Annotated in this window: 25 protein-coding genes; 17 read left to right on the top strand and 8 right to left on the bottom strand. The window is 56.4% G+C overall.

The features are described from left to right. Window positions 1-358 precede the first annotated feature (358 nt). Genes AX768_RS31715 through AX768_RS31705 form a run of 3 tightly spaced genes read right to left on the bottom strand, consistent with a single transcriptional unit; the run spans window position 359 to window position 2,090 of the window. A complete protein-coding gene (locus AX768_RS31715; protein ID WP_062004345.1) occupies window positions 359-1,048 on the bottom strand; it encodes a DUF6753 family protein in 690 nt (229 codons plus the stop codon). Beyond that, complete coding sequence (locus AX768_RS31710) at window positions 1,041-1,733, bottom strand: nucleotide-binding protein (RefSeq protein ID WP_062004343.1); 693 nt, start codon at window positions 1,731-1,733, stop codon at window positions 1,041-1,043. Before AX768_RS31710 ends, AX768_RS31715 begins: the two co-directional genes overlap by 8 nt. Before the next feature lie 12 nt (window positions 1,734-1,745). Continuing rightward, window positions 1,746-2,090 carry a hypothetical protein gene (locus AX768_RS31705; protein WP_062004349.1) on the bottom strand — a complete coding sequence of 115 codons (345 nt, stop codon included), beginning with the start codon at window positions 2,088-2,090 and terminating at the stop codon, window positions 1,746-1,748. Between the two features lie 318 nt (window positions 2,091-2,408). Between AX768_RS31705 and AX768_RS31700 the strand changes: the two genes are divergently transcribed. Then, complete coding sequence (locus AX768_RS31700) at window positions 2,409-2,756, top strand: plasmid mobilization protein (protein WP_062004341.1); 348 nt, start codon at window positions 2,409-2,411, stop codon at window positions 2,754-2,756. Further along, window positions 2,746-5,064, top strand: coding sequence for a TraI/MobA(P) family conjugative relaxase (gene traI, locus AX768_RS32485; RefSeq protein ID WP_082779225.1), 2,319 nt, complete (start codon window positions 2,746-2,748; stop codon window positions 5,062-5,064). Before AX768_RS31700 ends, traI begins: the two co-directional genes overlap by 11 nt. Window positions 5,065-5,247: 183 nt before the next feature. Here the strand turns inward: traI and AX768_RS31690 are convergent, their stop codons facing one another. After that, on the bottom strand, window positions 5,248-6,420 hold the full coding sequence (locus tag AX768_RS31690) for a porin (RefSeq protein WP_062004339.1): 1,173 nt from the start codon (window positions 6,418-6,420) through the stop codon (window positions 5,248-5,250). 257 nt (window positions 6,421-6,677) lie between these two features. Between AX768_RS31690 and AX768_RS32480 the strand changes: the two genes are divergently transcribed. Next, window positions 6,678-7,055, top strand: coding sequence for a helix-turn-helix domain-containing transcriptional regulator (locus tag AX768_RS32480; RefSeq protein WP_082779224.1), 378 nt, complete (start codon window positions 6,678-6,680; stop codon window positions 7,053-7,055). A 444-nt stretch (window positions 7,056-7,499) separates the two neighbouring features. On the opposite strand, the gene AX768_RS34185 is transcribed toward AX768_RS32480, so the two are convergent. Next, window positions 7,500-7,625, bottom strand: a complete 126-nt coding sequence (locus tag AX768_RS34185) for a hypothetical protein (protein WP_257722393.1) — start codon at window positions 7,623-7,625, stop codon at window positions 7,500-7,502. A gap of 116 nt (window positions 7,626-7,741) precedes the next feature. On the opposite strand from AX768_RS34185, the gene AX768_RS31685 reads away from it, so the two are divergent. Then, entirely contained in the window at window positions 7,742-8,710 is a 969-nt protein-coding gene (locus AX768_RS31685) for a tyrosine-type recombinase/integrase (protein WP_062004337.1), read from the top strand. A gap of 210 nt (window positions 8,711-8,920) precedes the next feature. On the opposite strand, the gene AX768_RS31680 is transcribed toward AX768_RS31685, so the two are convergent. Then, window positions 8,921-9,751 carry a GIY-YIG nuclease family protein gene (locus AX768_RS31680; protein ID WP_231941690.1) on the bottom strand — a complete coding sequence of 277 codons (831 nt, stop codon included), beginning with the start codon at window positions 9,749-9,751 and terminating at the stop codon, window positions 8,921-8,923. 228 nt (window positions 9,752-9,979) lie between these two features. Between AX768_RS31680 and AX768_RS33440 the strand changes: the two genes are divergently transcribed. The 4 genes from AX768_RS33440 to AX768_RS31660 all read left to right on the top strand — a co-directional run bounded on the left by AX768_RS33440 (window position 9,980) and on the right by AX768_RS31660 (window position 13,144). Continuing rightward, window positions 9,980-10,381, top strand: a complete 402-nt coding sequence (locus AX768_RS33440) for a hypothetical protein (protein WP_062004335.1) — start codon at window positions 9,980-9,982, stop codon at window positions 10,379-10,381. Continuing rightward, window positions 10,357-10,704 (top strand): IS66 family insertion sequence element accessory protein TnpB, encoded by a 348-nt coding sequence (gene tnpB, locus AX768_RS31670; RefSeq protein ID WP_062004012.1) that lies wholly within the window; start codon window positions 10,357-10,359, stop codon window positions 10,702-10,704. Before AX768_RS33440 ends, tnpB begins: the two co-directional genes overlap by 25 nt. Before the next feature lie 78 nt (window positions 10,705-10,782). Beyond that, entirely contained in the window at window positions 10,783-12,375 is a 1,593-nt protein-coding gene (tnpC, locus tag AX768_RS31665; RefSeq protein WP_062004333.1) for an IS66 family transposase, read from the top strand. 238 nt (window positions 12,376-12,613) lie between these two features. Further along, window positions 12,614-13,144: a sensor histidine kinase gene (locus tag AX768_RS31660; RefSeq protein ID WP_231941694.1), complete on the top strand. Its 531-nt coding sequence runs from the start codon at window positions 12,614-12,616 to the stop codon at window positions 13,142-13,144. A gap of 10 nt (window positions 13,145-13,154) precedes the next feature. On the opposite strand, the gene AX768_RS31655 is transcribed toward AX768_RS31660, so the two are convergent. After that, window positions 13,155-14,291, bottom strand: a complete 1,137-nt coding sequence (locus AX768_RS31655) for a sensor histidine kinase (protein WP_172812061.1) — start codon at window positions 14,289-14,291, stop codon at window positions 13,155-13,157. Window positions 14,292-14,535: 244 nt separating this feature from the next. On the opposite strand from AX768_RS31655, the gene AX768_RS31650 reads away from it, so the two are divergent. Together AX768_RS31650 and AX768_RS31645 are read left to right on the top strand one after the other, a co-directional pair. Next, window positions 14,536-14,925, top strand: a complete 390-nt coding sequence (locus AX768_RS31650; protein WP_062004329.1) for a hypothetical protein — start codon at window positions 14,536-14,538, stop codon at window positions 14,923-14,925. Then, the gene (locus AX768_RS31645; RefSeq protein WP_062004327.1) at window positions 14,918-15,880 is read left to right on the top strand and encodes a tyrosine-type recombinase/integrase; all 963 of its coding nucleotides are present in this window, start codon (window positions 14,918-14,920) and stop codon (window positions 15,878-15,880) included. The genes AX768_RS31650 and AX768_RS31645 overlap by 8 nt, the downstream gene beginning before the upstream one ends. Window positions 15,881-16,170: 290 nt before the next feature. Here AX768_RS31645 and AX768_RS31640 read toward each other — a convergent pair whose 3' ends face one another. Continuing rightward, a complete protein-coding gene (locus AX768_RS31640; protein WP_062004324.1) occupies window positions 16,171-17,142 on the bottom strand; it encodes a helix-turn-helix domain-containing protein in 972 nt (323 codons plus the stop codon). Window positions 17,143-17,227: 85 nt separating this feature from the next. Here AX768_RS31640 and AX768_RS31635 point away from each other — a divergent pair, with 85 nt between their 5' ends. The 7 genes from AX768_RS31635 (at window position 17,228) to trfA (ending at window position 20,781) form a co-directional block, all read left to right on the top strand. Further along, the gene (locus tag AX768_RS31635) at window positions 17,228-17,533 is read left to right on the top strand and encodes a carboxymuconolactone decarboxylase family protein (RefSeq protein WP_062004322.1); all 306 of its coding nucleotides are present in this window, start codon (window positions 17,228-17,230) and stop codon (window positions 17,531-17,533) included. Window positions 17,534-18,194: 661 nt separating this feature from the next. After that, complete coding sequence (locus AX768_RS31630; protein ID WP_062004320.1) at window positions 18,195-18,674, top strand: hypothetical protein; 480 nt, start codon at window positions 18,195-18,197, stop codon at window positions 18,672-18,674. Then, window positions 18,671-18,943 carry a type II toxin-antitoxin system RelE/ParE family toxin gene (locus tag AX768_RS31625; RefSeq protein WP_062004318.1) on the top strand — a complete coding sequence of 91 codons (273 nt, stop codon included), beginning with the start codon at window positions 18,671-18,673 and terminating at the stop codon, window positions 18,941-18,943. The genes AX768_RS31630 and AX768_RS31625 overlap by 4 nt, the downstream gene beginning before the upstream one ends. A 218-nt stretch (window positions 18,944-19,161) precedes the next feature. Further along, complete coding sequence (locus AX768_RS31620; RefSeq protein WP_335340503.1) at window positions 19,162-19,713, top strand: ParA family protein; 552 nt, start codon at window positions 19,162-19,164, stop codon at window positions 19,711-19,713. Between the two features lie 12 nt (window positions 19,714-19,725). After that, on the top strand, window positions 19,726-19,965 hold the full coding sequence (locus tag AX768_RS31615) for a hypothetical protein (RefSeq protein ID WP_062004314.1): 240 nt from the start codon (window positions 19,726-19,728) through the stop codon (window positions 19,963-19,965). A 178-nt stretch (window positions 19,966-20,143) separates the two neighbouring features. After that, a complete protein-coding gene (locus AX768_RS34065) occupies window positions 20,144-20,302 on the top strand; it encodes a hypothetical protein (protein ID WP_231941692.1) in 159 nt (52 codons plus the stop codon). Window positions 20,303-20,364: 62 nt separating this feature from the next. Next, the gene (trfA, locus tag AX768_RS34060; RefSeq protein WP_231941691.1) at window positions 20,365-20,781 is read left to right on the top strand and encodes a plasmid replication initiator TrfA; all 417 of its coding nucleotides are present in this window, start codon (window positions 20,365-20,367) and stop codon (window positions 20,779-20,781) included. Window positions 20,782-20,973 lie beyond the last annotated feature (192 nt).

Genomic DNA, 20,973 nt, shown 5'->3' with positions numbered 1-20,973 from the left:
AAAAAGCGTCTAATCTTTTTTAATCTTCTTTTAATCAAGAGTAGAGGGGCAACGGCATCCGAGACACAACAATCATTAGTCAATGCCTCAAATATCCCGCGCCCGCCCGTGGAAGGCTGCGCTGCACACCGCCTACGGCCGTGCACAGCCGCTTCGCGGTCCCGCACCCTACCACCGGCTCCTCACGACCTCTGCCTACGGCCTGACGCGCCCCTACAGGGCTTGTCCCATTGAGAGAGACTAAGAAGCTCCCTATCTTTCGCAAACACTGATGATTTGCATGTGGCCAGCGTAATTCTATGAAAAGTGTCATTGATAGAACGACCTTTCTTGCGCAGCTGACGCCCTCGATACAAAGTCACGGTATTCTCCATCCATAAACGTTGCCGTCTGCAGTCTGGTAAGGGTAACAAACCCCTTTCTTCTCCGACCAGCCAGGCCGATCGCATTTCATAAGACTGTCGAGGCTCCCGGTCTGAGCAAATCGATACGCCAATCTCCCTTGTGGCGTGTTCGCCCACGCCGCTGCTGCCTTTTCGTCTTTTGCTTCGTTATAGCCCATTCCGTACCCGCTGTTCACGCCTGCCGTGTACGTTTTGTAATAGACGAACGCCCCGAAAAGCCCGAAGCTCAAGAACGCGATCGCGATGCAACCTGCGGCCCATTTCCACATCTGTTTTCGCGACGTATTCACCGCGACTTTCTGAGCCGCGTTCGCGACAGCTTCGGCCAGATCCGCCTTAGCGGCTTCGGCTGAGGCCTGCATCGTTGCATCGGCGGCGCTTTTCAGATCCTTCAACGTATCGCTTGCTGTCTGCGAGATCGTGGTCGGAATCGTCTCGTACTGCGTCTGGTAATGTTGCAGTGCCATAAGCACCAACCAGAGCGCATCATTGTTTTTGAGACCCAACGCATCTCGAACCATATACAGTTTCTGACGTTCCGCATCGCTAGGTTGCCGACCCAGCAGTTTGGCAAAGCTCTCATCAAGATCGTTAAACAGGTCAGCGGATTGGCTTCCAGACGGGATCGACGAACGTTCACTCATCAACGATTCCCTGCAAGCTCTTTTTCACTTCTGCGCGCCAACGATTCAATTCGGCCCGGTTGCCAATCGGCAACTCCTGAGCTGCTACGGCAATGCTCATGCGTTTGCTGTACAAATCGTCGCTTACACGGTCTGCCAGGTCGGGAAACGTCACCGACAAGCCGCCGCGCTCCTCGATGGCTTCGTGTGTTTTCGAGCCGTTGTAGAGTTCGAACTTCGCTTCGTCGCCGAAATAGCCATTGCGCACAAAGTGGACGGCGGTATTGGTCGAGTGTGGAAATGCGTCACGGTACTGCTTGAGCAGTTCGAGGCTGTCACGCTGACGATTGATCACCCACAACGTCACCAGTTTGCGTTTCAGTTCGGCAAGCGTGCTGTTCAAGGTTTCGCCGTAGGCGCTCACCCCCTTATTATTACGCGCAGCGGTATTCACGACGACGACGCAGTCTGGCTCCGCATCACAGAGATTCACTAATTGAATCCAGCCGTCAGCCTCGTCGAGGTTAAGCAATTCAGCACGGGTGCTTTGCTGATACGCCTTATAAACATCCGGGTTGCTGGTGTCCGACTCGATGAGCAGGACAGTCTCGCCCAGCGACTGCAAATAATCGACGGTCGCCATCGTGACGATGGATTTACCGACGCCGCCCTTACTGCCGCCAATCAGATAAATATTTTTTGCCATTTCAATCCCTCACTAAATCTCTTCGCTATCGGCTTTGGGCGTAAACGAGTGCGCTCCCGCTTCGCTCAATTTCGGACTTGTAGTCGGCGAATTGGGTTTGGCCACGGATGCCTTGCGAGCAGGCCTCGCCTTCTGCAAATAGGTTTTGAGGGTAGGGGTGGCAATGCTCAAACCTTCACCGCGCAGCGCCTCGGAAATTTGGAGGAGCGTGTAGCCACGTTTTTGCATGGCGACGATCTCTTTGGACAGCAGCTTCACGGCTTCCTGTTTGGAGAATTCGGGTTTCTTCTTTTCGATCGCCGGGAGTTCGCGAAGCTTGGTTGCGATTGCTTCAATCTTTTCGGTAGTGAGTTTCACGCCTGCTTCTCCAAGGTGTACCGTTATCATAGGATGAATACGTAGGTACTAGCTTATCAAGCATTAGAGCGCTTGCAAAGGCAGAAGTTGAGGGCTACGATTTATGGTGTTTTTGCCTATACAGGATGGCCTTTGTAATACACATGCTACGCACGTGTTTCCAAAGGACGCTCCGGTGCTCGGCGCTTCGCTTCTCGCACCCCGCTCATCCTGCAAGGGGTCGCCCCCTTGACCCCGACAGGTTCGGTACCCCCCGTTTGTGGTGTCTTTTCACCTGTGAGACACGCGCCACGAGCGCATTTAATGTTGTGAGGCGCGATGCCCTTTGTACAGAACGGCCTGGAAGCACTGGATTGTTTGATCAGCTTACGGCTCACCGCGAGCGAGAAGGTGAGGCTCAAGGAAGATGCCGATCTCGCGGGTTTGAGCGTATCGGAGCTGGTGCGGCGTCGGTACTTTGGCCGGCCCATTGTGGCCAACGCGGACGCGATCATGATCAAGGAATTGCGGCGCCTTGGTGGGTTGCTCAAACACGTTCATGTGAAAAGCGAAGGCGCCTATAGCCGGGAGACTGCGGCAGCGCTACTAGCGGTCAAGACCTACATCGAAAAGATGAGCGAGAAGGCGAACGTTAAGCTGATCAAGAAGCCGAATCGTGATCGTTAAAAAGATCAAGAATCCGTCGAAATCAGCATTCAAAGCCATGAGGGTCAATGGACTTGCGGGCTACATTGCGTCGCCTGAAAAATCGAACGCGGAAGAAAAGTGCGTGTATCAGGGAAGCCGGGGATTTCTCACCGATTCGTTTGAAGCGCAGAAAGCGGAGATGCTGGCGCTCGCCCAAGAGGCGGTGCGCAGCCGCGATCCGATCAATCACTATGTGATGAGCTGGAAGGAAAATGAACAGCCTAGCCCGGCCCAGGTTGAAGAAGCTATTGGGATTTTTTTAAAAGAAATGGGACTGGAAGATCATCAAGCCATTTACGGACTTCATGCCGATACCGCCAATCTTCACTTGCACGTGATGGTGAATCGGGTCCATCCGGACAGTTTGAAGGTTGTTAAACCGAATCGCGGTTTCGATATTGAGGCGGCGCATCGTGCGATTGCGCGAATCGAACATGTTCAGGGGTGGGAGCGCGAGCGCCACGGACGCTATCAGATGCTGGATACGGGCGAGGTGGAGCGTGGACGAGAATCAGTGCGGTTGAGTGTGGCTCGACCGCGGCAGCCCGAGCAGGCGAAGCGCGACATGGAGGAGCGCACGGGTGAGAAATCGGCTGAGCGGATCGCAATTGAAGAGGCTGCGCCTGTTTTTAAGGAAGCGACGAACTGGGCGGAGGTGCATCGCCGACTTGCTGAAAAGGGAATGCGGTACGAGAAAGTCGGCAGTGGGGCGGTCGTGTTCGTGGGGGATGTCGGGGTGAAGGCGAGCCGAACCGATCGTGCCGCGAGTTTGTCGAAAATGGAGAAACGGCTCGGCGTGTTTGCGCCAGCGGTAGAGCAGGCCGCAGAGCGGACGGTGAAAAACCGCGAGGTGGGATTGCGATCGCCAAAACCGATAGCGGAAGGGGAAGAAGGGGTTGCCGAGTGGCCCGAGTATATCGACGGCCGGCGTGCTCATTACGCGGCGAAGACGGTTGCCGTGGAGGAACAAGAGCGCCGGCATTTGCTTGAGCGGCGGCGTTTGTCTGATGCGCAAAAATCGGTGCGACGGGACATTCTTGTAAACGTGAGCGATGCCGGGAAGCGGTCACGTCAGGGGGTGTGGAAAGGAAAGGGCGAATTGCGCCAGGCTATGCAAAGCATTCTGGCGGCAGAGCAGGCTGGAGAGCGGGCGAGTCTGAAAGATCGGCACCTAGGCGAGCGGGAGCTTTTACGGGAGCGGTTTGCGCCGTATCCGGACATAGAAATGTGGTTGCGTGAGCGTGGACAGCCCGAGCTTGCCGAGCAGTGGCGGTATCGCGATCGAGATAGGGAGACAGGTCAAAGTCTCGATCAAGGAGTTGACCGAGGCGTTAACCAAATACTGGCAGATCAAGGGCACGAGGTCGCGCGGATCAGGGCTGCGGATGTTGATCGTGGTCAAAACAGCATGTCGGCGGTCGCTGTGCCGCGCGGTATCCGGAATTACGTGGCGCTTATTCATGGGCGCGAAGTGCACTACAGCCGTCGAGACGCGGTTGAGTCGGCGTCTAGTGGTAGTGATCGTGGCGCGGCAGCAGTGGCGTTCGTCGACAAAGGGCGTGAAATCGAGGTGTACGACTCGCACAGCGACGACAGTTTGCTCGCAGCATTGGAGCTGGCCGCGCAGAAATGGGGCGAGCTGAGTGTGAGCGGAAGCGAGGATTACAAGGCCCGGTGTGCTGCGCTCGCGGTCGAACACGGGTTTCGGATCGTCAACCCGGAGCTGCAGGAGCCCATTGAGCAAGGGATACAGGCGAGAATGCAGGTAAAAAGCGAGCTTGGCCGCCAAATGGAGCAGAACGCGCCGGGGCTTTTGCCCACGTTGAGCGCGTCATTGCCCGGTAGTCTGGCCGATGTCTATCGACGGCACTACGAGGACATTGTCGGGCGTCAGGAGAGGCGGGAACACGCTGGCAAAGGGCATGTCGATCCGTCGAGGGTCGATGCGATGATCGCCGTGCGCATGAGGGTGACGGGACACGACCAGGCGGTCGTTCAGGAAGCATTGCGGCAATGTTCGCCAAGCGTTCATGGACGGTCCACGGGTGACGGACGGGATTGGAATCACTACGCCGAGCGCACGGCACAGTATGCGTTCAGTCCTGCCGGCACCCGTCGATTTGACCAGCTAGGCCAACACCGGACACAGTGGGAAAAGCTCGAAGGGCGTGAGAGGGGAGCGCTGGGTGTTGAACGATCACGCCGCGAGTTGTCGCGTGAAAAGCCTGAGATCGAACAGGAAGACCAAAACCGCCAGGACCGCGGATCCCCGGGGCTTAGTCGGTAACCAACATTAGTTTTCGAAGTATGTCATTCGATCAATAACTGACATCGCCTAAGACTAGTTAGTTTTGATAGGCTGACAAGCAATGTGCGATTCTCACCTTTGTCTTGCCATAAAAAAACCCTACCAACGTTTCCATTGGTAGGGTGATTTTTTAAATCCTACAAATTAGCACTGCATACTCGATCAAAATTTGTGACGGATACCAACAATCACAAGTTCCTGATTGCTCGTACCAGCGTAGCCATACGAACCGATCGAAGCTTGCGCAGCCTGATCGACACGAACCGTCTGGCCTGCTGCATTCGTCGTGTACGTAGCTTGCGTGCCGCTTGCGTGCTGGTAAGCCGCTACAGCGTAGAAGTCCGTACGCTTCGAAACCGAGTAGTCCGCGCCCAGCGAAGCCTGGTGGTACTTGGCCGACGTATCGCCGCTTGCCTTCTCGTACGTGTAGCCTGCGCCCACCAGCAGAGCCGGCGTAGCCTGGAAGTTCACAAACGCGTTGCCGATGTTGTACTTCTGTGTCGACGTGTACGCCGAGAAACCGTCCGGCTTGTACTGTGCATTGCTGTACGACGCGCCGACCGTTACCGGGCCGATAGCGTACTGGGCAGCAGCACGAGCGATACCGATCGAGTGAGCCGTGGTGTAGCCGTTGTTGATCGGGCCATCGAACAGCGAATCCGACGACGGACTGTTCCATGCCGGTCCGCGGCCAGCGCTCGGATTGCTCGAGTAGAAGTAACCAGCAGCCAAGCCCAACGGGCCGTTGTTATACGCAACGGCGCCCGACCACGTCTGACCTTGACCGGTCGTGCCAGCCAGGTTGCTAAAGCCGTACAAACCTTCGAACTGCAGGCCGGCCCAGTTCGGCGACACGTACTTGACAGCGTTCGACACACGCAAGCTGTTGTCGTAGTTGTCTACGTCGCCCGGGGTTGCGAAGGCCGAACCGAAATAGTTGTCAGCCGTGATGGCTTGCACCATGTCAACCAGCGGATCGTATTGACGACCAATCGTGACCGTACCGTACTTGTCTGCGGTCAAACCGACGAATGCCTGGCGACCGAACTCACGGCCACCTTGATTGTAACGGCCGGTGCCAACATCAAAGCCGCTTTCCAATTGGAAAATCGCCTTCAGGCCGCCACCCAGGTCTTCTTGACCCTTCAGGCCCCAACGATCACCCGACAGATTGCCGTTGATCATGCCGACGAGCTTCTGATTGCCTTGTGCGTTGTGCACATAGCCGATGCCCGAGTCGATCACGCCGTACAGGGTCACGCTGTTTTGAGCCTGTGCGGCTCCAGTTGCCCCAACCAGTGCCAACGCCGCAGTCGCCAAAATCGCTCTTTTCATCCGCCAGCTCCGTAGATCGTTTAATGTTCCAATGGTGCGCAGCTTACCTTGAGATAAATCCAAAAAGATAAGTAGTCGCTTTTATGCAACACATAAAATTTTAGAGGTTTTCCCTTCTCTCGCCGGTGGCCACCCGATCGTAAGAACCTTGAATGTCCTCTAGCACCTTAAAACCTCGGTAACGCAAGGGCGATGATCGATTTTATAAACTCGCGGTTGATAGCATTGGTTGAAGTATGTCGATTGAGAGGGATTAAATGAAAAGAATGCACGATAATTTGGGGTATGCACGTCTGCTTACCGATCTTTCAACTGATCGAGAATTAGTGGTTACTTATGTCAAGACTGCAATGCAAAACATAAGCAACACAGACGACAAAGGCGCTGGATTGATTGCATTGAGATTGGTAGTCGAAGCATATGGAGGGCTAGGCGCCGTGTCCAAAGCAACAGGAGTAAGTCGCGCAACGGTATACAGAACGTTGTCTGCCGACGGCAATCCGAGGCTTGATACGCTGATAGCGCTCCTGCAGATAGTTGGATTGCGTTTATCTGTTGAAGAAAGTAATGTCCCGGTTCAGCTTAAAGCCCTTAAACCTGGGGCTCCGAAAAAGAATCAAAAATTAGAGTCATGATTTACAGTGAAATTCACGTCTTAAATAATTAAGATCGTCATCTTAATTATAACTGGTATCTTAAAGATTTGGTCGTTCCCGTAGTCGCGGATATAAAAACTAGACGCTATAAAATATTCTCACAAAGATCCAATGCCGTTAAGTTGGAGCGCGTTCAAGATTCGGACTTTTGCGATTGCAGAATTGAGCGGTGGCGCCGCGATTTGCCGCGTGAGACGCCTGAGCTCGAACAGGAGGAAAGTGCCAGGAACGCAAATCTTCCTGGGCTGAGTCGGTGACGGCGGAGGCAGTCAGAAGCAGTGAGAGGGAGGTCTCCATTACTATTGATAAAACAGGTTATCAATAGTAAATTCACCAGCAACCGCCACGACAGGTCAGTGGCCAAAAAAATCACCGACCCGTCACGGACTGCAAGGTGACGGAGAGAACAATCGGGATCGGCGCTTAGTGAACGAGGTGTTGGTTCCGGGCCACCGTGATCGCCTCATGCGCATGAATCGCGGCAACCGTGATTGCCGTAAATGCATGGATGAGGGCGACGATGACCATGGTCCGATTGACCTTTTTCATTTTTGCTCGTGCCAATAAAAAACCCGCCTCGATGGGCGGGTCAGAAATGCAAAAGGCCGCACGAGGCGGCCTTTTGCGAAAAGTGGGCGCACGAAGCCCCCACGTGAGGATCCTACATGAAAAACACGCCTGAGCCCATCACGGCCGTCAGCGTTCAGGAATCACCATCCTGGACTCTAACGGCGGCGCAATTTCATCAGCTTGCCGCGGTGCCAGCGGAAACCGAGTGGTTCGCGAATCTCGACAATCCGCGCACCCGCCGCGCCTACCAGGTCGACCTGCAGGACTTCATGGCCTTCACCGGGATCCAGCGCTCGGAACAGTTCCGCATCGTCACGCGAGCGCACGTGCTGGCCTGGCGCAAGACCCTGGAAGACCGGGCGCTGTCGGGGGCGACCATCCGGCGCAAGCTCGCCGCGCTGTCGTCGTTGTTTGAGTACCTGTGCGAAAAGAACGCCGTTGACTTCAACCCGGCGAAAGGCGCCAAGCGCCCGAGGGTCGACAGCAACGAAGGTAAAACCCCGGCGCTGGGCGACCACCAGGCGCGCGCGCTGCTCGACGCACCGGATCCTGAGACGCTCAAAGGCAAGCGCGATCGCGCGCTGCTGGCCGTGCTGCTCTATCACGGCCTGCGCCGCGAGGAACTGTGCCTGCTGAAAGTGCGGGACATTCACGACCGGCGCGGCGTGCCGCATCTGCGGATCCACGGCAAAGGCAACAAGCTGCGCTATGTGCCGCTGCATCCTGGGAGCGCCGAGCGCATCCATGCGTATCTAGAAGTTGCTGGCCACGGCGCGGCGGCGGATGCGCCGTTGTTCCAGCCGCTACGCGTGACCGGTGCCGCGATCACGGCTGACGGCGTGTATAAATGCGTGCTTGTGTATGCGGCGCAGGCCAAGATCAAGGTAGAGGGTTTTGGGGTGCATAGCCTGCGCGCAACGGCCGCAACCAATGCGCTCGAGCACGAGGCAGATATCGCCAAGGTGCAGGAATGGTTAGGCCACGCAAACATTGCCACCACCCGAATCTATGACCGTCGCAAGAGCCGGCCGGAAGACTCGCCGACGTTCAAAGTCGCGTATTAGCGCTGGCCCTGAAGCACCTGATCGACTGACGGCAACGTCCCCACCCAAAAGACGAATACAGAGGAAGGTAAGGCGGTCACGCATCAATGGGTAAAGATTCAGTGTCCTCTGCCTATATGGCCTCGCTAGTCGCACGCGGCAGGGCATATTTACTCTTCGGGGGCGACCGTCATCAGCTTTGCTAGGCAAACCGTCGGCGTCCAAACTCGACTATTGCCTCACAAGCTTTCCCAACTCCCGATCGTAGATCGTATTCAAAATTGTTCCGTCAAGAATGCGTTGGACGGCCTCGTTGATGACCGGCAAGGGCACGAGAAACCACTCCTGCGGGCGCACGGGTTTACCGTACCGGGGTGGTAAAGCCATATCGAACTTCGCATTCGCGAAAATCTTATGGAACAGCCCTTCGACCTTCGCCCGGTTGACACCGGCGAGCTTGTAGGTGGCTACGACTTCAACTGGGGCACACAGGTAGGTCGGGTCGTTCTCAGCGTCGGCGATACGGGTTTCGACCTTACCGCCGGTCACGCCGATCTTGTGAATGAACTGGCGGTGCTTTGCAATGAGCGGTTCGTCAGACAGGCTGCGAAGCACATAGATGGTGCCGCTTTGCACGTCGCCGTCTTCCCACTCATCGCTGAACAGGGGACCGAGCTTGATCTTGCGCAAGCGCCGGGGTGCGTCGTCGCGATAGAGCGCTTTCTGGAACGAGCGAAGCAACAGGTCGCTCTCGGTCGCGTTGTCGTAGATGACGCGTAATCGAGCGTCCTGCCGGTCGGCGACAGACGTTTTGATTTCCTCGCCCTTTTCGGCGATGTAGGCGATTTGGCCTTGCAGGATGAATAAATCGCCTTGCTGGATGTTGGCCAGCTTGATTTCCGCATCAAGGGCGAAGGGTTGAGTCTCCCAGGCGCCACTTTGCAAGCCGTCCTTCGCTTCGTCGAAGAACGGCTTGAATTGGTCGAAGTCTGCGCATGGCGTCCGGTTGGCGATCTCCTCGGCGGCGGCCTTATCGACGCGCGATTTGACGTGCCGGAGCACGGTGATGTCATCCTCGTCCGGCGTGTCGACGCCCAGTTCCGCAAGCAGGTCTTTGTCGCCCAGCGTATCGAGATCGATCTGGGCCTCGCTCGCCGATTGCGACAGTAGCTCCTGCGTGTCTAGATCGGACAGCAGTGATCGAGCGTAAGCGATCGGTCAAGCACGCCCCTTGCGCCAGGCATTGAATAGAGGAGCATGTAGCATTTTCAGCAGGCTGAGGGTGGCTATATGAATGATGGTGTAAAGAAGATCGGCATGCATGCGATGGCGCACATTGAAGCCGCGCAGCGTGAGGGTAAGACGCTTTCGGCATATGCGCGTGAGCATGGGCTGAGCAAGCAACATTTGTACAAAGTTAGGCGAGACATGCGAGCACGCTCGGCTGGTTCTGGGAAGCCCCGGATCACCGCGGAGAAGTCGAGCGAACCACCGGGAGTGGACTTGGCGTTCGTTGAGGTGAAGGTGGCGGCAACGCCTGCCAGTCCATTGGCGCCGCGCGCACGGTTGTGGGCACATCTGCCCAATGGCGTGAATGTCGAGCTGTTGTGCACGAGCGGCGATGTCGATCTGCTGATGGCAATGATGGATTCGTTGGGGAGGACGTCGTGTTCCACTTCGACCAAAGTCTAAAAGTTTATCTACATCGCGACGCGGTTGATTTTCGCAAGAGCATCAACGGCTTGTCAGTGCTCGTTGAGCAGTCGATGAAGCGTGATCCCTTCGCCCGAGCGGTGTACGGATTTCGCAACAAGCGTGCCGACCGTATAAAGCTGCTGCTTTATGAGCGCAATGGATTTTGGCTAATGATGAAACGGCTTGAGGCTGACCGTTTTGCGTGGCCCCGCAACGGCGAGGTGGTCGAGCTGAGCGTCGAGCAATTTCAATGGCTGCTCGAGGGTATCGATCTTGCGGCGATGCGCAAGCACCCCGAGCGTCGCTATGCGAGGGCGTGAATGGTCGCGAAGACGCGACGGTGACTGTTACAAATTGAGGTAAACCCATTGCGGCCGGTGATTCGTTAGAGTGGTTGCATGACCCGCGAACACCTCACGATCACTGTTGACGAATTGAATGCACTCATCGCCGCGCGTGATGCGGCATTCGCCGAACGCGATGCACTGCGCGGCGAGCTACGTGTGACGAAGGCTGAGCGCGACCTCGTGAAGGAACAGCTGAAGCTCATGATGCGCAAGCTGTTCGGTGCGAGTAGTGAGAAGCGCGACGCCCGCCAGGGGGACCTGTTCCTCAATGAAGCGGAGCAGCTTGCCCCGACGCCGGCGACGCAGCCCGCGCAGGAAGACCGGCCGGAGATCGAGGTAGCCGCGCACAAACGCAAGAAAGGCGGTCGCCGTCCGCTCGATGCGGCGCTGCCGCGCGAGGTGGTTCGATACGAATTGCCTGCGGACCAACTGGTTTGCCCGCACGACGGCTCGGAGCTGGTCGAGATCGGCGTCGAAGTCAGCGAGCAGCTGGACATCGTGCCGCAGCAGATTCGCGTGATCCGTCACGAACGGGTCAAGTATGCGTGCAAGGTCTGCGACCGCAGCCTGAAGGTCGCCCCGGCGCCGCTGCGCATCATTGCGAAGGGACTGTTCACGGAAGCGGCGCTGGCGTGGATCATCCTGTCGAAGTTCATGGACGCTTTGCCGTTGTACCGGATCGCGGCGCTGCTGCGGCGCTTTGGCGGCGATATCTCGCGCAACACACTGGCCGCGTGCGTGATCCGTGTTGGTCAAGCAGTTCAACCGGTGATCAACCTGATGCGTGATGTGCTGCTGGAGAGCGCCGTGGGCCATGCCGACGAGACCAACGTCCAGGTGCTTAAGGAACCTGGGCGTGCGGCGCAGTCCAAAAGCGCGGTCTGGGTGCAAATGAACGGTGTCGGACCACCTCCGGTGCGACTGTTTAGCTATGCGCCCGGACATCATGTCGAACATGGCGACAAGCTGTGGGTGGGAATGCGCGAGGGGGCAGCGTTGATGAGCGACGGCGGCCCTGTGTACGATCTCATCGCGAAGAAGAACGCTCTGGTGCACCTGGGCTGCTGGAGTCATGCGCGACGCTATTTCGTGGAAGCCCAGGAGGTGCTGCCGAAAGAGGCGCGCGCAATGCACCAGCCGTCCACGCAGTTTCTTCATCTGATCGGCAAGCTGTATGCGGCAGAAGCCCGCGCACGTAAAGCGCCACACCGATGCGCACGCCTACGCCGGCGCTATAGCCGCGTGGTGCTCGGGCAGATCAAAGACTTGCTGGATCAGCACCTGGAGACGACGCTGCCCAGCGGAAAGCTTGGGCAGGCACTGGGCTATCTTGGCAATCAGTGGCCAAAGTTGATGCGTTACGTTGAAAATGAAGCTTGGCCGATTTGTAACAACGCATGCGAAAATTCAATCAGACCGTTTGTCGTCGGAAGAAAAAATTGGCTCTTTAGTGACACGGTGGCGGGCGCCAAGGCAAGTCTCAACCTGTACTCGCTGATCGAAACCTGCAAGGCCAACGACATTGATATATATCGGTATCTGGTCGATCTGTTCAAGGCGTTGCCGTACGCAAAAGTCGCCGACGACTACGAAGCATTGCTGCCGTGGAAGCTTGGCACGCCCGCTCGTAAGCCGACCGTTTAATCGCTAACCTATCTGACCTAACACCGCAACGGGCGGGTTCGTTGACCGCTTACAATTTAGCTACCAACGAGACCATCTCGCTGATGAACGACGGTTCCACGAAGCCAACGAACAAGCCGGTTTCTTCGCGCACGAACTGCGTAATGCGCTGTCGACTGCGACGCTCGCCTTTGAAGCGGCAAAAGCAGGCAATTTAAACTTGTCCGGGGCCACAGGGTCTGTGCTGCATCGCGGTTTGATGGGGCTACGCACCCTCATTGATCGATCCTTGGATGACGTAAAAGGGTTATCTGTAAAGAGTGCGTCGCCGCAGCTGTTTTCACTAGCCGAGTTCATCGCTGAGGTTGAACACGCGGCGGAACTGGCTGCTCAAGTGCGCGGCAGCAAGCTCGTCGTGTCCTCCGTGGACCCCCAACTTGCACTAGCGGGTGATCGCGATCTCTTGTATGCAGCCGTGGGCAATTTGTTGCAAAACGCCCTTAAATTTACTCACCCGCACACTGAAGTGACTTTGAACGCATATGCGGTGGCCGACCGTGTTTTGATCGATGTAAAAGATCATTGCGGCGGTCTGCCTGTTGGCAGCGTGGAAACCATGTTCCAACCGTTCAAGCAACACTCGGCCGACAAGAGCGGACTGGGCTTGGGCTTGTTGATCGCGCGAAAGAGCGTCGAGTCATTCGGGGGAACGCTCAGCGTGTCGGACATACCCGGCATCGGCTGCGTTTTCACGGCGAGCCTGCCGCGGTACTCGATGCCGCCGGTATAAACAGTACGGCCTAACGATCGAGTAACTCGTGACGCGGCAGGCTTATCGTAAAGATACAACCAATTCCTGGTGCGTTACGCACGCTGAGACTGCCGCCGTTCGCCTCAACTGCCCGTCGCGCGATGGAAAGACCTAAACCTAACCCCGATTTGTCTTTACCGTTCTGCTTGAACGGCATGAACATCTTGTCGGCAGCACCCGGCGACAGGCCGCCGCAATGATCTGCGACATCAATGAGAATTCGGTCCGCGACGGCATAGGCGTTCAATGTCACTTCAGTATGGCTATGCGTAAATTTGAACGCGTTTTGGAGCAGGTTTCCTACCGCCGCATACAGCAGATCCCGATCGCCGCTGATGACAATGTCCGACTCGACCGGTGACACCGTTAGCACGCACCGATGCATCGTCGCCATCATCATCCCTGATTCCCGGACTTCTGCGATAAATTCTGCTACATGAAATTGTTTGCGCGCAGCCGAGCCGCTTGCCGCGATCCGGACGTCGATTACCGCGTGCTTGATCAGTTTATCCATGGAATCAAGGCTTCGTTCGAGGACGCTACCCGTAGCGCCGGACCAATTCATATTTCCTGCTTTGACCGCATCGAATGCGAATGTTGCACCAAGTAAAGCATTGCGCAATTCATGCACAAACGCACCGAATCGCTCAGTTGTCGCGCTTAGGGTCTGCGCTGCGATCGCAGAATCATGTTGATAGCTGAACTCGGTAACCGCATCGGCAATTGCATTGTCGAGACAACGGTTCAGGGTCCGGAACTCGTCGATTTCAAATGGCGCGTCCCGCTCGTAAGCGAGATCTGTGATGGCCTGACAAAGATCACCATAATCATGGACAACCTGGTCAATCGAAAAACCGAGACCCATCAATTCTTTGCCGTGCTGTGCGGCTGCGACGCCAATATCCGATAGTGTGATGCCGCCCCCAGACGGCCCGGATATCGTGCGGCTGTCCATCGGCCGCGATGTTTGTTCGATTCGCAGCGTGTTGATTAATTGGTCAAGAAAAAGTGGCACGCCGTTTTCAAGCTGTTGCTCGGTAGCGTGACGGGCCGGTCTTTTGCTCACTTTAACCTTACAACGCTCAATCAACGCGGACCGGTTGTTCGTCAAAAAATTATGCATCATGATGCTTGCTCCCAAGTTAAGTCTTGCGCCGCGTGTATTTCTGGTTTTTGGGTGCGGTATTGCGGACTCGTCTCGAGGTCACTTGAGCGATGTGCGGAAGCAGTCGTACAAAACGATCTGCAATGAGGGGCGAAGAGCGGCGGACTGCGCCTTCGTCTCAGCAGTATGACTCGTACAAAACAAGGAAGATACTAGTTGTTTCTATGTAGGATAATGTCCTTTATCACATATAAAATTAGAGACCATGGCGCCCTTTGACACCGTTCGCATCACGCTCGTGCGTGCGCAAGATGACGAGGCATCCTTCAGCCCCAAATACCAGCACGAACTCAAGCAGTTCTACCACTTAGTCCGGGCCGATCGCACCCGCATGAGCGCCGTCGCGTTCACGATGGCCGGTGTCACCGGCGACAGCGGGTTCACTGGCGAATTTGTGGTGCCACTCCGTCAAGAGATTGGGCCGGTACTCGGACGGGCCGCCGTCGCTTGGTTGCAAGGACGGCCCGGACGCATCGTGCGTTTCACCATGGGCGAGCTTAACTTTGATATCGGTACGCTCGGCGAGTTTGATGCACTCCTCGCCAAAGCGCGTGCCATGAAATTCACAGCCCAAAAGGGACCGCATCGTGAATGACATTACGATCGTCGATCGTTCTCCCGTCACCGTACCGGCCCTGGTGGCCTATGCTGGCGAGCGAGCCGGCATCCGCTTTCTGGAATTCTTCGCCTCGAACATTCGTAACTCGAACACGCGGCGAGCGTATGCGCACGCGGTCGGGGATTTTCTGGCCTGGTGCGTGCAGGCGGGCGTTCTATCCATCACGGCCGTGCAGCCCCTTCACGTCGCCGCCTGGATCGAACTGCAGACACAGACGCTCTCGGCGCCGACCGTCAAGCAGCACCTGGCCGCCATTCGTCACCTGTTCGACTGGCTGGTAATTGGTCAGGTCGTGCCGCACAACCCTGCTGTGTCCGTGCGTGGACCGAGTCATACGACCCGCAAGGGCAAGACGCCCGTGCTGGATGCAACCGAAGCGCGGCATTTGCTCGACAGCATCGATGTCAGCACACCCATTGGCCTTAGGGACCGGGCGTTGATTGCGTTGATGGTGTTTTCGTTCGCACGCGTAGGCGCAGCCATCACGATGCGCGTGGAGGATGTGTACGTGCAAAATCGGCGGCTCTGGCTGCGCTTGCACGAGAAAGGCGGCAAGCGTCATGAGATGCCCTGTCATCACACGCTTGAGGAATATCTTCACGCCTACATCGACGGCGCGAACATTGGCGGCGAAATGAAAGCGCCCTTATTTCGGACGATTCAACGCGGCACCGGAACGCTCAGCGCAACCGCCCTTCCCCAACCCAATGTCTACGCGATGGTAAGGCGTCGCGCGATCGCAGCCGGCATCGACACCAAGATTGGCAACCACACGTTTCGAGCGACCGGAATCACCGCCTACCTGAAAAACGGCGGCACGCTTGAGAACGCCGCAGCGATGGCCAATCATGCATCAACGCGCACGACCCAACTTTACGATCGGCGCCGCGACGATATCAGCCTCGACGAGGTTGAGCGTATCCGCGTTTAACGGCGGTATCTTCGATCGACCAGTTTGGGTTTTCAGGTGCCGTTGAAACAGAACCAGGGTTTAGGATCGGTGTTCGCCGCGTGAGAAGGAAATTCAGATCTTTCCAATGGCTCTTCCCGACCCTCAACAGCCATTCGCCGCAACACTGCTCCGACGTCGGCTTCCAGGGTAAAGCGGCCATAGGCCCTCGATAGCTTCATCGGCCAAGCCTGACTTTCATCTGCGGGTGGGTCGACGAACGCAGATTACCGAAGCTCAATCGAGCTTGCCAAGTCCTCCAGTCTCCAGCATTACGGCGTGCCTCGCACTGTCCGGCTATTTGTTGTATTCGATCGACGTCGAAAAGCGGTTGGATCCATTCCGTGCATTGCGTGGAATGCTTGGGAGAAGTTGCTTCGGCTCGAAAATCCGACCATTCTCGCGACTTCAGCGACCGAAAGAGCAGTCGTCGCTAACAACTCCGCCGCCTTCCGCAGCCGTACGACTTTCAACATGGCCATCGGCGGCTGCCCGAACGCCTTCATGAACTGGGCCGCAAATGCCGAACGGCTCATTCCGGCGATATCGGCTAAGCTTTCCACTGAAAGGGGAGATCCCGGGCGTTCAAAGATCGCTTCGAGTGCCCCCGCGAGTCGCTTGTCCGCGAAGCCCGCTGCCCATGGAAGGTCTGTGCCTCCACTAGCGATTTGCCGTCGCAGCACCATGATCAAACACTGTTTAAGCAGTGCTTCTACTAGCGCTCGCGAACCGAGCCCTGGGCGCGCGCATTCCGCGAGCAGCAATACAAATTGATTCTTTAAGCCTGACTGCCCGTCGAACTGTGCGATCAGCGGTCGACGCATCGTCCTGAACGGGTCACTGCCGGAGTTCGTATCCAGATTCAATTCGCCACACGCCGTCGCGATGCCCGCTCCTGCTCCGCCGACCTGGAGAGCCGGTATTGTCTCTCTAGAAGGCCAGTAACCACGACGCCCGTGATTCGTCTCACTTGTGGGCGACGTTCCGCCACTTTCGATCCGGTAGGCGACGCCGGGCGGCAACAGCACGAAGCTGTGTGGACTCAGAGAGATGCGTTCCTCGCCTTGAGTCACCAATGCCCCACTTCCTTCCATGCAGTAGTGAAGACTTGCCGTCGCGCAAGCGTCGAACCGGGCACTCCAGCCATCGCGTATGTCGCAAAGCGTGAAATTTGCCACGCCGATGTCCAGCGCTGCGAGAAAGCGTTCCAGGATCGGAAATCCGGCGAGGGTAAGGTTAGTCATGGACGAATTCGAACCAAGTCGAGACCACATGGAACACAGGCATCTCTACCATGAGAATGTAGGCCATTGATTACTGGAGAATCCCATGTTCGACATGAAGCATCTTACACAACTGAAGAAACTGGACGAAAACGCACCTGAAGCGATGAAAAGTTTCTGGGCGTTTGACAAGGCGGTCTTTGAAGACGGCGCTTTGAGCGCGCAACAAAAGCAGCTCATCGCGGTTGCTGTCGCCTTGACGACACAGTGCCCCTACTGCATCGAACTGCACAATAAAGCTGCTCGCGATGCTGGCGCTACCGACGCGCAGCTATCCGAAGCCGCTCTTGTGGCAGCGGCCATCCGTGCAGGCGGCGCCATCACCCACGCTACGCATCTGTTCCGAAGCTAAGCTCGTTGGAGAGTCCGGTCTGGACCGGGCTCTCGACCCTATTCGGTTGGACGAACTGGCGTCAAGACGTATCTCCAGCGCGCGCGTTTGTCTGCCGATTCGCTGGCCGATCGATGCACAAACCGAGGCATGTAGACATTCGCCAGTGGGGGCGAGGCGCGGCCTTGGGAATTTATTCGGTGCTCCTGGCTTGAGCCGAGGGATTTCCGTCTGTATGCGTGCGTTCAGAGCGCGCCATGATCTGCTCTATACCGTTCAGGAAGTCCGCTCCGCGTCGAGAAGCCGACGTTCGAACGTCCAGGTGGAAGCGTGGGCCAACGGCCGGAGATGGCCGAACGCGGGCGCCTTGCCCGCGTTGCGAACTGCATGGCGTCTAGCGGCAAATCTGCGGGCCTTACATCATCACCCCGCTATTGGCCAGTTGCGAAACGCTAAGCCAATCGGGCTTGCTTGCGCAGGGCAATGAAAGAGGAACCGGTGTAGCGTTCGCTCCGCGTTATGTGCGAAGCGAATAGGTGTTATGTCGACTTCGGCGGGAAACCTTGTCCCGTAAGGCTCACTGCCCGCCCCGCTATTCAGACTATGAACATCACAAAATATAATATTGCGTGGCACCAAGTATAATAGATCATGCATTTTCCACAGCCTAAGGAGCAAAGCAATGAGGCGAGCCGGTTTTGATCTTGCTCAAGCCGGCGCGGCCGTGCGAGCCGGTGGCGTGCTAGGTGCCATTCTGCGTGCCGACAAAGGGTCATTCTATATTGAGCTGGAAACGCGCGAAGCAGGCGTGGCCGAACTGGTTACGTCCAATGGTCGCGAGCGCAGATCGTTTCGCGATCCCGGGCAGGCGCTAAAAGTGGTACGCGAGTTGGGGGTCGCGACGGGACGCTTCGCGCTCGAGGAGTGGGACACACAAGCACCGACACCCAAGGCATGGAGCCGGCCCGACCAGGCCGCACATATGAAAGCCAAACACCGGCGAGCGGACGACGCGGCCGAGTTCGAAGCCGACGTGTTGCAGGCGCTCGCTGAAGCCGATGATCCGAGCGTGACGATGATTGCGCACGCAGACGTGATGGCGCTGCTCGATGCGAAGGTCGCGCAGATCGAGAAGAAAACCCGACGCAAGGCTTGCGCATGACCGTGGTGTGGTTGCCGCGTGCCGTTGAGCAATTGCTGTCAATCATTGATTACATCGGTGAGCACAGTCCGAGCGCCGCGATTGAGGTTGCCCGGACTATCCGCGCGAAGGCCGACACCCTCTCGGCCTACCCGAACCGCTATCGTCCGGGCCGCGTCGCCGGCACACGCGAGCTGGTTGTGAGGCCCAACTACATCGTCGTCTACCGTGTCGCCGGCAAGCAGGTTGAAATCCTGCGCGTGCGGCATGCGCGCAAGCGGGACGTGTAGCGCACGGCGTGCCCCGCAAACCCCAAGCTAGCTTTTCCGATCCCCTCCCCTGTCGGTTTGTTGCTTTATAGCATCGGCTCGCACAAGTTTTGTGTACGACTCGCATTATGCTATTTTCCTGATTACCTGAATTCAGGAAAGGTGGTTTTCATGAAAAAATAATTATTGCCAGTCAAAAGGGCGGTAGCGGAAAGACAACCCTTGTGTCTCATTTGGCAGTGGAAGCGGAGCGGACAGGCGACGGGCCGGTCTGGATTATCGACACCGATCGCCAAGGCACCCTGAGCCGGTGGCATAGTCAACGCGATGCAGATACGCCACAGCGCGCCGACGTGCCCTTTTCTAAACTGTCGGCGGCCCTGATCGCACTTGAGAAGCAGAACGCTACCTACTGTTTTATTGATACAGCTCCGGCACTGTCGGATCAGAACGCCAACCTTTTGCGAATGGCGGATCTAGTCTTGATTCCAGTGCGTCCGTCGCCGGCGGATTTGTGGGCCGTGTCCGAAACCGTAGAGCAAGTCAAAAGCGCAGGCAAACCACTCTTGTTTGTTATTACGCAGGCAAAGCCACAGGCGAGCATCACCGCGCAAACGGTCGCGGTGCTGTCTCAACACGGCCAGGTCGCACAGGCTTTTATCGCTGACCGAGTACCGTATGCGGTCGCAATGACCTCTGGCCGTACCGCCCCAGAGATTGGGCCGAAAAGCCTACGGCAGTGGAAATCGCGGAGCTTTGGGCCTGCATTAAATCATGTTTTCATGAAATAAGGAAAGTTGCAAATGGGTAAAACCGTGAATCCACTGGCCGACGCTATGACGATTGGTCGAGCACAGCCGCAAAGCGCCTCTCGCCAGCGCGGCACAGTGCCATCAGCCGAACTAGTGCCACTTCAATTTCGGATGCCACCTGAGTTCGTCCGCGCTTTTAAGCAAGCGGCGCTTGACCACGACATGAAACTAAATGAATTGCTGAATTCTTGTTTTTCTGAATTCATGAAAGTAAAAGAGAGCAAGGCGTGACAGGCACGGGTAGGGGCGCCATTGGCGACACACTTGCGAGAATGGAAGAACAAGCGCGGCAACGCGAGGCAACGCAAGTCCTCAACTACCGCTGTGGCCAGAGCCAAAGCGAGGCACGCCGAATAGCTTTATTCGGTCTGCGTTATTCGCTGCAATCCAAGGCAAAGACCGCGTATTCATGAAAGAGGCTACCCTTGCAAGTCAAAAAGGGATCGTCGTCAAGTTCACTGGAGAACAGCTAAACCAAGACGATTTAAGCGTCTGGGAAACGCTCGCACACCTGTCGCGGCAGCAACCTTCGGGCATCCATGCGAATTTACTGCGCATGGACTATTAAAGTCCCTAGGACTTCACACAGGCCTGAGCCAACACAAACAGCTTCACTCCACCATCATTCGTTTGACGGCATGTGCTGTTGAAATCACACACGAGGGGAAAACCTATTTTGGTTCATTGGTGAAGTCCGGGGTTAAGGATGAACTTACTCGCCACTACAAAATCGAATTGAACCGCGAGCTGATTCGCCTATTTGGCGAAAGTCAGTGGACGGCATTAGATTGGAAACAAAGGCAGCAGCTTCGCAGTAAGCATCTCGCCCAAGCGCTTCACGCTTTTTATAGCAGTCATCGTCAACCTTTTCCCATTAAGCTTGATACTCTCCGCGGATATGTCGGCAGCAGGAATTTTCAAAAAGCCGGGTTCAAGGTCAAACTACGCGCAGCACTCGACGAGCTGGTTAAGATCGGGTTTCTACTGAACTACGCAATTGAAGACGATGTTGTGAGCGTTGAGCGGGGAATAACCGCAATTGAATAATAACGGCACGGCATCCGAGACACTGAACGACGGCATCCGGGACACAAAGGCACGGCATCCGAGACACACGGCACGGCATCGAGACACAGCATACACGGCATTCGAGACACATAAACACGGCATTCGAGACACAAATTCGGCTGTGGACAACTACTATTTTTTGTTTGTTTTCAGTACGTTAAAAGCAACTCG

It is taken from the genome of Burkholderia sp. PAMC 28687, from assembly GCF_001577465.1.
Lineage (GTDB): Bacteria > Pseudomonadota > Gammaproteobacteria > Burkholderiales > Burkholderiaceae > Caballeronia.
This window is presented reverse-complemented; position numbering and strand designations above follow the sequence as displayed.